Source organism: Rhodoferax sp., from assembly GCF_010365055.1.
Lineage (GTDB): Bacteria > Pseudomonadota > Gammaproteobacteria > Burkholderiales > Burkholderiaceae_C > Rhodoferax.
This window is the reverse complement of record NZ_JAAFHA010000006.1, coordinates 16,019-28,496: the sequence shown is the minus strand read 5'-3', so window position 1 is coordinate 28,496 and position 12,478 is coordinate 16,019. Positions and strand designations below refer to the sequence as shown.

At 60.2% G+C, this 12,478-nt stretch carries 11 protein-coding genes and 1 tRNA gene; 8 read left to right on the top strand and 4 right to left on the bottom strand.

Going from position 1 to position 12,478, the window contains the following annotated elements; translation table 11 throughout:
* Nucleotides 1–752: 752 nt before the first annotated feature.
* Nucleotides 753–837, bottom strand: a tRNA-Leu gene (locus GZ093_RS02955).
* A 40-nt stretch (nucleotides 838–877) separates the two neighbouring features.
* Here GZ093_RS02955 and cysM point away from each other — a divergent pair.
* Entirely contained in the window at nucleotides 878–1,780 is a 903-nt protein-coding gene (gene cysM / locus GZ093_RS02950; protein ID WP_296481833.1) for a cysteine synthase CysM, read from the top strand.
* A gap of 33 nt (nucleotides 1,781–1,813) precedes the next feature.
* The gene (locus GZ093_RS02945; protein WP_296481831.1) at nucleotides 1,814–2,041 is read left to right on the top strand and encodes a sulfurtransferase TusA family protein; all 228 of its coding nucleotides are present in this window, start codon (nucleotides 1,814–1,816) and stop codon (nucleotides 2,039–2,041) included.
* Between the two features lie 37 nt (nucleotides 2,042–2,078).
* Here the strand turns inward: GZ093_RS02945 and GZ093_RS02940 are convergent, their stop codons facing one another.
* Nucleotides 2,079–4,994, bottom strand: coding sequence for a valine--tRNA ligase (locus GZ093_RS02940; RefSeq protein WP_296481825.1), 2,916 nt, complete (start codon nucleotides 4,992–4,994; stop codon nucleotides 2,079–2,081).
* 367 nt (nucleotides 4,995–5,361) lie between these two features.
* On the opposite strand from GZ093_RS02940, the gene GZ093_RS02935 reads away from it, so the two are divergent.
* The 6 genes from GZ093_RS02935 to GZ093_RS02910 all read left to right on the top strand — a co-directional run bounded on the left by GZ093_RS02935 (nucleotide 5,362) and on the right by GZ093_RS02910 (nucleotide 10,626).
* A complete protein-coding gene (locus tag GZ093_RS02935) occupies nucleotides 5,362–5,784 on the top strand; it encodes a rubrerythrin family protein (protein ID WP_296481822.1) in 423 nt (140 codons plus the stop codon).
* Nucleotides 5,785–5,877: 93 nt separating this feature from the next.
* Nucleotides 5,878–7,227 (top strand): heterodisulfide reductase-related iron-sulfur binding cluster, encoded by a 1,350-nt coding sequence (locus GZ093_RS02930; protein ID WP_296481818.1) that lies wholly within the window; start codon nucleotides 5,878–5,880, stop codon nucleotides 7,225–7,227.
* 29 nt (nucleotides 7,228–7,256) lie between these two features.
* Nucleotides 7,257–7,847 carry a DUF3501 family protein gene (locus GZ093_RS02925; RefSeq protein WP_296481815.1) on the top strand — a complete coding sequence of 197 codons (591 nt, stop codon included), beginning with the start codon at nucleotides 7,257–7,259 and terminating at the stop codon, nucleotides 7,845–7,847.
* Nucleotides 7,848–7,935: 88 nt separating this feature from the next.
* On the top strand, nucleotides 7,936–8,709 hold the full coding sequence (gene yaaA / locus GZ093_RS02920; protein WP_296481812.1) for a peroxide stress protein YaaA: 774 nt from the start codon (nucleotides 7,936–7,938) through the stop codon (nucleotides 8,707–8,709).
* A 55-nt stretch (nucleotides 8,710–8,764) separates the two neighbouring features.
* Nucleotides 8,765–9,670, top strand: a complete 906-nt coding sequence (locus GZ093_RS02915) for an alpha/beta hydrolase (protein ID WP_296481810.1) — start codon at nucleotides 8,765–8,767, stop codon at nucleotides 9,668–9,670.
* 59 nt (nucleotides 9,671–9,729) lie between these two features.
* Nucleotides 9,730–10,626 (top strand): NADPH-dependent 7-cyano-7-deazaguanine reductase, encoded by an 897-nt coding sequence (locus GZ093_RS02910; protein WP_296481808.1) that lies wholly within the window; start codon nucleotides 9,730–9,732, stop codon nucleotides 10,624–10,626.
* Nucleotides 10,627–10,672: 46 nt separating this feature from the next.
* On the opposite strand, the gene GZ093_RS02905 is transcribed toward GZ093_RS02910, so the two are convergent.
* Nucleotides 10,673–11,533, bottom strand: a complete 861-nt coding sequence (locus GZ093_RS02905; protein ID WP_296482017.1) for a c-type cytochrome — start codon at nucleotides 11,531–11,533, stop codon at nucleotides 10,673–10,675.
* 146 nt (nucleotides 11,534–11,679) lie between these two features.
* Nucleotides 11,680–12,408: a c-type cytochrome gene (locus tag GZ093_RS02900; RefSeq protein WP_296482014.1), complete on the bottom strand. Its 729-nt coding sequence runs from the start codon at nucleotides 12,406–12,408 to the stop codon at nucleotides 11,680–11,682.
* Nucleotides 12,409–12,478 lie beyond the last annotated feature (70 nt).

Genomic DNA, 12,478 nt, shown 5'->3' with positions numbered 1-12,478 from the left:
ATTCCTGTAAACAATAGTAGGAACAAGTAACGTTTGTGACATGGGGAAACACCCGCTTTATGAATGAGGGTGTCTCCTACATCGACGGGTCGGGAAGGTGGCCGCTTCTGAACGGCCGATGCCACCAAGGCCGCCAAACTCAACATTGCGGCCCAGCAGCGTGCCAGGCAGTTGGCACACGCAGTCATCAATGTGGATATGGAGCGAGCCAAGGCCGAGCTTGACATTGCGGGTGCGCAGGGCGGTAGTGCCAACGCCAGCCGTCAGACCGTCAACTTGAAGAATCTGGGCGCGCAAAATCAGACAGTCCGCCACCCAAAGCCATGGCCACGACTACCTCAACACCGCCACCCCCTAAGGCACTGACACAGCCAAAGCCGTGCGGGTAATTCGACGATGAATCACGTCTGTTGTCCGGGTAGTGCGCTCACGCATGTCCCGGAATGGTTTGCCCTGGACTTTCGCGGTCCACATATCAATTCCTCTGAACCCCAAGCCCGGCCAGTCAGCCGTTTTTTTGTGCCTGGTCAGTTGCAAGGCAGGCAAGGTATTGGCTGACGTTTGAAATGGCAAGCTGAGCGTCTGACTGGGGCATATGAACCGTTCAAATGTGCCCCCACTTTTCAGATATGTGCCCCACAATCTGCCGGAATGTGAAACGGTCAAGCGGAACCAAGCGCACAAAAAACAGAGAAGTTACAGAGGATAAAAGAGAAAGGCCGCACGTTCATGGAACGGTGCGGCCTCATATCTGGTGCCCGGGGCCGGAATCGAACCGGCACGCCTTGCGGCGCGGGATTTTGAGTCCCGTGCGTCTACCAATTCCACCACCCGGGCGACGCTTTTTGCAGCCCTGAATTATGGCACAGTGTGGGGTATGAAATATCCAACCATTGAAGATTCCATCGGAAAAACCCCCTTGGTCAGGCTGCAGCGCATCGGGGCTCAAGACAACACTGCCCGTGGCAATGTGATTTTGGGCAAACTAGAGGGCAACAACCCGGCTGGTTCGGTCAAAGACCGCCCGGCCTTGTCCATGATCCAGCGGGCGCAGGAGCGTGGCGAGATCAAGCCGGGTGACACGCTGATCGAAGCCACTTCGGGCAACACCGGCATCGCACTGGCCATGGCTGCGGCCATCAAGGGCTACCGCATGATTTTGATCATGCCCGAAGACCTGTCGATCGAGCGCGCCCAAACCATGAAGGCCTTTGGTGCCGAGTTGATCCTCACGCCCAAAAGCGGCGGCATCGAGTATTCACGCGATCTGGCCGAGCAAATGCAGCGCGACGGCAAAGGCCGGGTATTGGACCAGTTCTCGAATGCCGACAATCCGCGCATTCATTTTGAAACCACGGGTCCCGAAATCTGGGCTGATACCAAGGGGCAGATTACCCATTTTGTTAGCGCCATGGGCACCACCGGCACCATCACGGGGGTATCTCAGTTTCTGAAAAGTAAGAATCCGAAGATTCAAATCATCGGTGTGCAGCCCAACGAGGGCTCCCGCATTCCTGGCATCCGCAAGTGGCCGCAAGCGTATTTGCCCAAGATTTACGACCCGTCCCACGTGGATGAGCTGATCTACGTGAGCCAGGAAGATGCTGAAGAAATGTGCCGACGCATGGCGCGAGAAGAAGGCATTTTTGCCGGCATCTCAGCGGCCGGCGCCTGTTGGGTGGCGCAGGAGATTGCCAAGCGTGAAGCCAATGCGACCATTGTCTTCATTGTGTGCGACCGTGGCGACCGTTATCTCTCCACCGGTGTCTTCCCGGCCTGAACTCTAGAATCGCCCCAATTTCAAGGACATTTGATGCAAATCGACAAAGAACTGGACGCCCGCGGCCTGAACTGCCCGTTGCCTATCCTTAAAGCCAAAAAAGCATTGAGCGACATGCAAAGCGGGCAAACGCTGCGGGTGGTCGCCACCGATGCCGGCTCGGTGCGTGACTTTCAGGCCTTTGCCAAGCAGACCGGCAATGAGCTGCTGGAGCAGCAGACCGTGGGCGCCGATTTCATCCACGTGATGCGCCGGCGTTAAGCTGCCATCAGGCCGGCGCGGCGGCCTGGGATGAGGTTCAGCCCAGGCGCGCGAGTTGTTCCTTTATTTTGGCCAGGGTCGCACCAAAATCAACCATGCGCTGGCGTTCCAGTTCGATGATGGCTGCTGGCGCTCTGGCGACAAAGGCTTCATTGCCCAGCTTGCCCTCGGTCTTGACGACCTCGCCTTCCAGGCGCGCGGCCTCTTTGCCCAGACGCAACTTTTCGGCAGCGACGTCCACTTCCATGAACAGACAAATGCGCGCGCTACCCACCACGGCCACGGGTGCGGCTTGTGCGGCCGTGGCCCAGGCGGCTTCATCGTCAAACACGCGCACTTCGCTGAGCTTGGCCAGTGCTTTAAGCACTGGCGCCGCTTGCGTCAAAAACGCCGCTTCATCGGCTAGGCTGGCGATCACAAACAGTGGCAAGCGGGTCGCGGGTGACACGCTCATCTCGCCGCGCAGGTTGCGGCAGGCATCCACCAAGAGCTTGAGTTTGCCCACGTAGGCCAGCGCGGCCTCGTCGATGCGCTCGGGCTGTGCCTGCGGGTAGGTGGCGATCGCCACCGATTCGCCGGCGCGTCCGGCCACCGGCGCCACTTTTTGCCACAGCTCTTCGGTCACGAACGGAATCACTGGGTGCGCCAGGCGCAGGATGGTCTCTAAAGTGCGAATCAGCGTGCGGCGCGTGGCGCGCTTTTGGGCGTCGTCGCCGCCCTGAATCTGCACCTTGGCGATCTCAAGGTACCAGTCGCAGAACTCGTTCCAGACAAAGTCATAGAGGGTGCTGGCGACGTTGTCCAGGCGGTACTCTTCAAAGCCTTTGGCCACTTCAGCCTCGGTGCGCTGCAGCAGCGAGACGATCCAGCGGTCTGCGGCGCTGAACGCCAGGTAGGCGGGTGCATCGCCGCCGGCGGCGCATTCGGCCGGGCTGTGCTCGTTCAAGCCGCAGTCCTGGCCCTCGCAGTTCATCAGCACAAAGCGGCTGGCGTTCCACAGTTTGTTGCAGAAATTGCGGTAACCCTCGCAGCGTTTGGTGTCGAAGTTGATGCTGCGGCCCAGGGATGCCAGCGAGGCAAAGGTGAAGCGCAGCGCATCGGCGCCAAAGGCGGGGATGCCCGCGGGGAATTCTTTTTCGGTGTTCTTGCGCACTTGCGGCGCGGTTTCGGGCTTGCGCAGACCTTCAGCGCGTTTGACCAGCAACTCGGGCAGGGCAATGCCGTCGATCAGGTCCACCGGGTCGAGCACATTGCCTTCTGACTTGCTCATCTTGTGACCCTGCGCGTCGCGCACCAGGCCGTGGATGTAGACGTGTTTGAACGGCACCTGGCCGGTGAAATGCGTGGTCATCATGATCATCCGGGCGACCCAGAAGAAGATGATGTCGTAGCCGGTGACCAGGACGCTGGAGGGTAGGTAGAGGTCGTAGTCTGGCGTCTTTTCTGGCCAGCCCATGGTGCTGAATGGCACTAACGCGGATGAGTACCAGGTGTCGAGCACGTCTTCGTCGCGCGTCAATGTCCCGGTATAGCCGGCTTTTTCGGCCTTGGCCCTTGCCTCGTCTTCATTCCTTGCTACAAAAAAAGAACCGTCTTCACCGTACCAGGCCGGAATCTGATGCCCCCACCAAAGCTGGCGGCTGATGCACCAGTCCTGGATGTTGTTCATCCACTGGTTGTAGGTGTTGACCCAGTTCTCGGGCACAAACTTGACTTGGCCCGACTGCACCGCATCAATCGCTTTTTGTGCAATGGATTTGCCGGTCGGGTCGATCGGGCTGACCTTGCTCATGGCCACAAACCACTGGTCGGTCAGCATCGGCTCGATGATCTGGCCGGTGCGGGCGCAGCGCGGCACCATGAGTTTGTGCTTCTTGACCTCAACCAGCAGGCCCAGCGCTTCGAGGTCCTTGACGATTTGCTTGCGCGCGGCAAAGCGGTCCATGCCGACGTAAGCGGCGGGCGCCACCGCATCGATCTTGGCATCGAGCGTCAGCACGCAAATCATCGGCAGCTTGTGGCGCTGGCCCACGGCGTAATCGTTCTGGTCGTGTGCGGGCGTGACCTTCACGACGCCGGTGCCGAATGCCTTGTCGACGTAGTCGTCGGCAATCACGGGAATGGTGCGGCTGCACAAGGGCAGCGTGACGTGCTTGCCCAGCAGGTGCAGGTAGCGTTCGTCCTCGGGGTGGATCATCGCGGCGACGTCGCCGAGCATGGTTTCCGGGCGCGTGGTCGCCACCACCAGGCCGGGCGCGAGTTCGCCATTGACCAGTTGCGGGCCGTCGGCGAAGGGATAAAGGATGTGCCACAGAAAGCCGTCTTCCTCTTCGCTTTCCACTTCCAGATCGCTGACTGCACTTTGCAACACCGGGTCCCAGTTCACCAGGCGTTTTCCACGGTAGATCAGGCCTTGCTCGTACAACTGCACAAAGGTTTCGGTCACGGTTTTGGACAGTTTGTCGTCCATGGTGAAGTACTCTCTAGACCAGTCCACGCTGTCGCCCATGCGGCGCATCTGCGTGGTGATGGTGTTGCCACTCTTTTCTTTCCATTCCCAGACCTTGCTCACAAAGTTCTTGCGGCCCAGGTCATGGCGGCTGATCTTCTGCTCCTGCAACTGCCGCTCCACCACGATTTGGGTCGCAATGCCGGCGTGGTCGGTGCCCGGAATCCAGACCGTGTTGTCGCCGCGCATGCGGTGGTAGCGCGTGAGCGAGTCCATGATGGTCTGGTTGAAGGCGTGCCCCATGTGCAGCGTGCCCGTGACGTTGGGCGGGGGCAGCTGGATGGCGAAGGACTCGGCGCCTGTTTTGGGCATGCCCGTGCCCCGGTAGCCCGCTACGGCGTAGCCGCGTTTTTCCCATTCGGGACCCCAGTGCGCTTCCAGCGCGGCAGGCTCAAATGATTTGGACAGGCTGTTCAGGCCGGGTTGTTGCAGTGCGTCGTTCATGGTGTCTTTGGCTGTTTCGCTGGCACGCCCGGGTCGGGCAGGTGGCAGCGAGCGCGGCATCGGGATGCAAATACCGCAGGGGAGGGGGCTGATCAGTCAGAATTTTATTCGACACCGCCGCGTGTCTGGATGGGAGCCCGAATGCAGGCGCCACAAGCCTTGCTCAGCAAGCCCGGCTTTTGCACGGGTGCCTGGCTGCTAGTTGTTGAGCATTATCAAAAATTGTATTTTCATAGTCAAAAACAATTCATGGCATTGATGCTTCCAATTAGACGCGGGCGCCAATCCGGTCTATCCTGCACCTGTCTTTGGCAAACCATTGTTCAAAGCAAGCGCCTCAATTTTTTAACTGATGAAGGAGATTTCCATGGCAGCACTCAAAGGCTCGAAGACGGAAGACAACCTGAAGGCCGCCTTCGCGGGAGAATCCCAGGCCAACCGCCGTTATTTGTATTTCGCAAACAAGGCCGACGTGGAAGGTCAACCTGACGTGGCTGCGCTGTTCCGCTCTACCGCCGAAGGCGAAACCGGCCACGCGCACGGTCATCTGGAGTGGCTGGAAACCTGTGGCGACCCCGCCACCGGTCTGCCCTTTGGCGGCACCCGTGACAACCTCAAGTCGGCGGTAGCCGGCGAGACCCACGAGTACACCGACATGTACCCCGGCATGGCCAAGACCGCGCGTGACGAAGGTCATGATGAAGTGGCTGACTGGTTTGAGACGCTGGCCAAGGCCGAGCGCTCGCACGCCAATCGCTATGCCAAGGCCTTGGTTGAATTGGTCGATTGATCTTGGCTGATTGATCTGTGTTGGGCGTTGCTTGCAGCGCCCAATGCAGAAGACTCAGAGACTGACAACAAAAATTATCCAAGGGACTGCACCATGGCACGTGAAGGCAATTTATCAGCGCCCACCCGTCACCCGATCGACTGGAAGGGAGCTGATTACTACAACGAAGAAGCCACCTTTCACGAGCTCGAGCGTATTTTTGACATCTGCCACGGTTGCCGTCGCTGCGTCAGCCTGTGCGGCTCCTTTCCGACGCTGTTTGACCTGGTCGATGAGAGCCGGACCCAGGAAGTCGACGGCGTCGACAAAAAAGACTACTGGAAGGTGGTGGACCAGTGTTACCTGTGTGACCTGTGCTACATGACCAAGTGCCCGTATGTGCCGCCGCACCAGTTCAACCTCGACTTTCCGCACACCATGCTGCGCGCCAAGGCGATCAAGTTCAAAAAAGGCGAGGTGTCAACGGCCGAGAAGTTCTTGGCGTCGACCGATGTGCATGGCCAGTTGGCCGGTATCCCGATCGTGGTGCAGGTCGCCAACGCAGTCAACAAGACCAAGTTGGCGCGCAGCGTGATGGAAAGCGTGGCGGGTGTGGACAAGAACGCCTGGCTGCCGTCGCTGGCGACCAAGAAATTCCGCTCCGGCACGCCCATGGCCAAAGCCACCATCGTGACCGACGGTGAAAAGACGCCGGGGAAGGTCGCCATTTTTGCCACCTGTTTCATCAACTACAACGAACCCGGCATTGGCCTGGACTTGCTCAAAATCTTGGATCACAACGACGTGCCTTATGTGATCGTCGAGAAGGAAAAATGCTGCGGCATGCCCAAGCTCGAATTGGGTGACATGGAATCCGTCAACGCCAGCAAGGAAGCCAACATCCCGGTGCTGGCCAAATATGCCAAAGACGGTTATGCCATTTTGGCGGCGGTGCCCAGTTGCGCGTTGATGTTCAAGCAGGAGATTCCGCTGATGTACCCGGATGAGCCGGACGTCCAGCTGGTCAAGGACGCGATGTGGGATCCGTTTGAATACCTGATGCAGCGCAAGCGCGATGGCCTTTTGAAGGCTGATTTCCCGGTGCCGCTGGGCAACGTGAGCTACCAGATTCCGTGCCACGGCCGGGTGCAGAACATCGGAAAGAAAACCGAAGAGATGCTCAAGATGATTCCCGGCACCACGGTCAACACCTTTGAGCGTTGCTCGGGACACGCCGGCACCTTTGGTGTCAAGAAAGCGCACCATGAGCAGGCCATGAAGATCGGCAAACCGCTGTTCAAAGGTATGGCGGCCATGAAAGACGGCAGCAAGCCTGATTTCATCAGCTCGGACTGTCCGCTCGGTGGTCACCACATTGCGCAGGGGTTTGATGTGAACCAGCTCGGTACGCCCGAGTTGTTGCACCCCTTGAGCCTGGTGGCCAAGGCCTATGGTTTGAAGTGAATGGAAACTGTTGCTATTTTGGAGATTCAATGCAAATAACCGGAAACATCAGCCTGGAGAGCCTCATGTCCCTGGAGGCCTACAGCAAGTGGCGCAAGGCCAACAAGCCCATCGTGATGGCGCACCGCAAGCTGCGCAGCGTGCGCCTGGGTGAGTTCATCAACCTGCAGTTCGAGAGCGAGATGACCATCCGCTACCAGATTCAGGAAATGCTGCGCATCGAGAAAGTGTTTGAAGAAGACGGTATCCAGCAAGAGATTGACGCTTACGCGCCGCTGGTGCCGACCGGCAGCAACTGGAAAGCCACGGTCATGCTGGAGTACCCCGACGTGAACGAGCGCAAGCGCGAGTTGGCGCGCTTGATTGGTGTGGAAGACCATTTGTTTGTGGAAGTTGAAGGCCAGCCGCGCGTCTATGCCATTGCCGATGAGGACATGGAGCGCGAAAACGACGAGAAAACATCTGCGGTGCACTTTGTGCGCTTCGAGTTGACGCCGGCCATGTGCGCTGCCGTCAAAGCCGGCGCCAGCGTCAAGATCGGCTGCGACCACACCAACTACCCGGCCCATGTGACGATTCCACCCGAAACACTGGCTTCGCTGGCGGGAGACCTCAAGTAGCGGGGGCTCGCCACGGGTCACGATAATCAAGGCTTCATCATGAAGCCTTTTTCTTTTTTTACGCGCCTTTCAAGCGAGTTCGTCTGCCATGCTGTTTTTGTTGTCTCCCGCCAAATCCCTCGACTTTGACACCCCGGCGGGCGCTGCGCCGCACACGCAGCCGCTGTTCATCCCGCAAGCAACCGAGTTGATCGGTGTCTTGAGGCAGAAATCACCGCAGCAAATCGCCTCGCTGATGAGTCTGAGCGACACCCTGGCCGGCCTGAACGCGGCGCGCTACCAGGCTTGGACGCCCAAATTTACCGCCAAGAATGCCAAGCAGGCGGTGCTGGCCTTCAATGGCGATGTCTATGAAGGGCTTGACGCCAAGAGCCTGCCCTTTGACGAGTTGAAGTGGCTGCAGGACCATGTCTGCATCCTGAGTGGCCTGTACGGCGTGCTGCGCCCGCTGGACTACATGCAGCCTTACCGGCTGGAAATGGGCACCAAATTGGCGACACCGCAGGGCAAGGACCTGTACCAGTTCTGGGGCGCACAAATCTCCGACTACCTCAACAGCCGCTTGCACAAGGAGGCCGCGCCGGTCGTGGTGAATCTTGCCTCGCAAGAGTATTTCAAGGCGGTGGACCGCAAGGCGCTGCAGGCCCGTGTGGTGGAATGCGTCTTCCAGGAGTACCGAAGCGGCCAGTACAAGATCATCAGTTTCTACGCCAAGCGGGCCCGTGGCCTGATGGCACGATTTGCCGCCATGCACCGGATGACCCGCCCGAAACAGCTTGAAAGCTTTGACTTGGAGGGCTACGCTTTTGACGCAGCCGCCTCCGAACCGGACCGGCTGGTTTTCCGGCGTTCGCAACTTTAAGCATAAATTTATGATAAATCAGGCTCTAGCCCGCGTGGAATATGCCTAAGCAGCTATGAAGATACGAGCAAACAGTATTGACATCGAAGTCGAAGACAGCGGCCCCGGCGACGCGGGTGAAGATCGCCCGGTGGTTTTGCTGATCATGGGGCTGGGGATGCAACTCGTGGCCTGGCCGCCGGCTTTTGTTCATGCCCTGATTGACGCCGGCTACCGTGTCATCCGCCATGACAACCGCGACGTTGGCTTGAGCCACCGTTTTGAGGCCATGGGCAAGCCGCACCTGCTCTGGCAGGGGCTCAGGTACAAACTGGGATTGAAGCCGCAGGCACCTTACAGCGTGGCGGACATGGCGGCCGATTCGCTCGGCGTGCTGGACGCTCTGGGCATCAAGAAGGCCCATGTGCTCGGTGTCAGCTTGGGCGGCATGATTGCGCAGCGCATCGCACTGGCAGCACCCGAGCGGGTGCTGAGCTTGACCAGCGTGATGAGCACCAGCGGCGCCAAAGGCCTGGCGCAGGCGCGGCCCGCCGTGATGCGCGTGTTGCTCAGCCGTCCCAAGGCCCATGATCCGCAGACGGTGCTCAAGCATTACGTGCGTTTGTTCAAAGCCATTGGCAGCCCGGGGTTTCCGACGCCCGAGCATGAGATGCGCGAGCGCATCTTGCTCGGAGTCGAGCGTGGCTATTACCCGGCGGGCACGCTGCGCCAGATGCTGGCCATCATGGCCGACATCACCCGCCCCGCGCAATTGCGGCGCATCACGGCCCCGACGCTGGTGATGCATGGCAAGGCCGACCCACTCTTGCCCTTCGTTCATGGTGAGGACACGGCCCGGCGCGTCCAAGGTGCCCGGCTGGTTGGCATTGAGGGTATGGGGCACGACTTGCCGCCCGGCGTGGTGACCCATCTGCTGGCGGCGCTGTTGCCGCACCTGAAGGCCGCCGATGCCGGTCGCTAGACCGAGACCCAGCCTCAAACCCCCGTTCTTTCCTCCGTTTCAGATCAAAACCCACGCCCATGAACTCACCGCAACACTCGCCCCTGGGTCAAGCCACTGTCTACCTCGACCAGTACGACGCCTCCTTGCTGTTCCCGATCGCGCGCGCAGCCAAACGCGTTGAGCTGGGTGTCAAAGGGGCGCTGCCTTTTTTGGGCGCCGACATGTGGACTGCATTTGAGCTGAGCTGGCTCAATCTGCGCGGCAAGCCGCAGGTGGCGCTGGCGCGCTTCACGGTGCCGTGCGAGACGCCCAACATCATCGAGAGCAAGTCCTTCAAGCTCTACCTCAACAGTTTCAACAACACGCGCTTTGCCGACGCGGAGTCAGTGAAAGCCCGCCTGCGCACCGACCTGAGCGAAGCGGTCTGGCGTGATATGGAGACGCATGCGGCTCGCGACGCTGCGGCCTGCCCGTTGGGCGCAACCGTCACGACCGCCCCAAGCATTGGCGTCACCCTGTTGCTGCCCGATTTGTTTAACCGTGAACCGATTTACGAGCTCGACGGCCTGAGCCTGGACCGGCTCGATATCGAATGCAGCCACACCACCCCGGCGCCTGAGTTGTTGCGGGTGGTGCCGGGCGAAGCGCCGGTGAGCGAAGTGCTGGTCAGCAACCTGCTGAAAAGCAACTGCCCGGTGACCGGCCAGCCCGACTGGGCCAGTGTGCAGATCAGTTACAGCGGCGCGCCGATCGATCAGGAGCGCTTGCTGCAATACCTGGTGAGTTTTCGCAACCACAACGAGTTTCATGAGCAGTGTGTGGAGCGCATCTTCATGGACATCTGGACGCGCTGCCAGCCGACCCGCCTGGCGGTGTACGCGCGCTACACGCGCCGCGGTGGCCTGGACATCAACCCGTTTCGCACCAGCTATGCGCAGGCGCTGCCAGCCAATACCCGTATGGCGCGGCAGTGACAAGTCACGCTGGCCCGGCGTCAATCTCCATTGAGGCTCAAAGGTGTCATGGTTTCACTGTCGGCCCAACGCCCTTGCCCAGCAGCTGGCCGTTGACTGTGAGACCGTACATATCGTCGGGCGAGTCATGGTGCTTCTGGCGCGTCTCTGCGATCGAACCCGTGAAACGCGGATCCTGGGGGCGCTCATGGCTGTCCATGAACATCGCAACATCCCAGGCTTCCTGATCCGTCAGCGTGTTGCCCTGGCTCAGCGGCATATTGCCCTGGATGAACGCCGCGGCGTTCTTGATCACGCCCATGCCGGCGCCCCAGTTGAACGACTGGGGCCCCCACAGCGGTGGGAAAACAACGGCGCCATGAGAAGACTGGCCTTGGCCATCGGCACCATGGCAAAGCGCGCATTTTTTCTGGAAGACGAGCTCACCACGGGCAAAGTCCATGGCCAGCGGTGGATCGTCCGGTGCCGGGTAGCCGCGCCCGGGCAGCGAGGTGCCGACGGGCGCCCCCTTGGCCAGGAAAAAAGCATAGGACTCCAGCGCGACCAGCACGTTGTCACCCGCTGGCGGCGCCTTGCCATTCATGCTGTAGACAAAACAGCCCTGAAGCCGCTCGGTGAATGTGTTCACCTGGCCGGTCTTGCGGCGGTATGCCGGGTAGGCAACGTAGGCCGCCCAGAGCGGCGCCGAATCGGCCAGTCGACCCGCGTCAAGGTGGCAGTTTGCACAGGTCAGGGAGTTGCCGACGAATTTGGGGGCCTCCTGGCCCGTGTTATTGAAGATGCGTTGCCCGAGCTTCACTTGTTTGCCGAATTCATTGTCAGGTATGGCGCTGTCGGGGGGTGGCACGAAGGCGGGCGCTGCGGCGCTGGCGGGGGGTGGGACTGCCGCGCCAGACGCGACGGCCATCGGTTGCGGCGCGCTGGCCGGGACACTTGCGGATGCAGCTTGCGCCACAGGCTCGGCAGTGGGGCGTTGATCGCAGGCGACCAATAGCGCCGCCGCAGGGGCGAGGCCGAGCACCCACACGAGCGCTGAAATGAGGGAAGGGTTTTTCATGGCTTGACACTCCGCTTGGTGCTCGGCGCGGCATCAAGACTGCCGTAGTAAACGGCCACAGCGCCGATGTCGGTTGGCGACAACTTGAGCGCAATGCCGTGCATCAGACCCAAGGGGTCGTTCTTGCGCGTCCCGGTCTGCCAAGCCTTCAATTGCGTGACGATGTAAGCGGGGGACTGACCTGCGATTTGAGGAAAGGCCGCACCCACGCCCAAGCCCTTAAGCCCGTGGCATTGGGCGCAGGCAGGAAGCCCCTTGTTCCAGTCGCCGCGCTGGGCGAGGGACTCACCGACGCTGAGGGATTTGGTGTCGGCCGGCGGTTGACCGTCATGGTTGGTCACGGCCAGCCCGGCGTAATACTCGGCCAGGGCTTGTCGATCCGTCGCGCTGAGTTGCTGGACGACCGGCGCCATGATGGGGTTCACCCTTGTTGCGTCGTGAAAGCTCTGCAGTTGCCGCAGAAAATACGCCGCATTCAGGCCTGCCAAGCGCGGAAACCCCGCTGCCGGCTGCCCTTGTCCAGTTGCCCCATGGCATGTCACACAAGCGGGTGCGCCAGCAGCGTTACCCGATTTGGCGATTTTTTCACCGGTTTGAGCCAAGGCCGGCAACACAGTCAGGGCCAGAGCTGTGAATAGCGCCGTGCCAGCAGTTCTGCATAAGAGGCTGACGCCGATCGATGTCGCGCGAGGCCCGTCTTGGCGAATTGGCTGGGACAGCGCCATTGCGCGCCTGGATTGAAGTTGGATCATCGTGGGGCTCTCCGTCAATGGACCGATTCATGCAATTTTTTCC

What these genes read in the sequence shown, in the direction of transcription:
- cysM (WP_296481833.1), top strand. Translation starts at nt 878, where the DNA reads ATGAAATATCCAACCATTGAAGATTCCATCGGAAAAACCCCCTTGGTC.
- GZ093_RS02945 (WP_296481831.1), top strand. Translation starts at nt 1,814, where the DNA reads ATGCAAATCGACAAAGAACTGGACGCCCGCGGCCTGAACTGCCCGTTG.
- GZ093_RS02940 (WP_296481825.1), bottom strand. Translation starts at nt 4,994, where the DNA reads ATGAACGACGCACTGCAACAACCCGGCCTGAACAGCCTGTCCAAATCA.
- GZ093_RS02935 (WP_296481822.1), top strand. Translation starts at nt 5,362, where the DNA reads ATGGCAGCACTCAAAGGCTCGAAGACGGAAGACAACCTGAAGGCCGCC.
- GZ093_RS02930 (WP_296481818.1), top strand. Translation starts at nt 5,878, where the DNA reads ATGGCACGTGAAGGCAATTTATCAGCGCCCACCCGTCACCCGATCGAC.
- GZ093_RS02925 (WP_296481815.1), top strand. Translation starts at nt 7,257, where the DNA reads ATGCAAATAACCGGAAACATCAGCCTGGAGAGCCTCATGTCCCTGGAG.
- yaaA (WP_296481812.1), top strand. Translation starts at nt 7,936, where the DNA reads ATGCTGTTTTTGTTGTCTCCCGCCAAATCCCTCGACTTTGACACCCCG.
- GZ093_RS02915 (WP_296481810.1), top strand. Translation starts at nt 8,765, where the DNA reads ATGAAGATACGAGCAAACAGTATTGACATCGAAGTCGAAGACAGCGGC.
- GZ093_RS02910 (WP_296481808.1), top strand. Translation starts at nt 9,730, where the DNA reads ATGAACTCACCGCAACACTCGCCCCTGGGTCAAGCCACTGTCTACCTC.
- GZ093_RS02905 (WP_296482017.1), bottom strand. Translation starts at nt 11,533, where the DNA reads ATGGCCGTCGCGTCTGGCGCGGCAGTCCCACCCCCCGCCAGCGCCGCA.
- GZ093_RS02900 (WP_296482014.1), bottom strand. Translation starts at nt 12,408, where the DNA reads ATGGCGCTGTCCCAGCCAATTCGCCAAGACGGGCCTCGCGCGACATCG.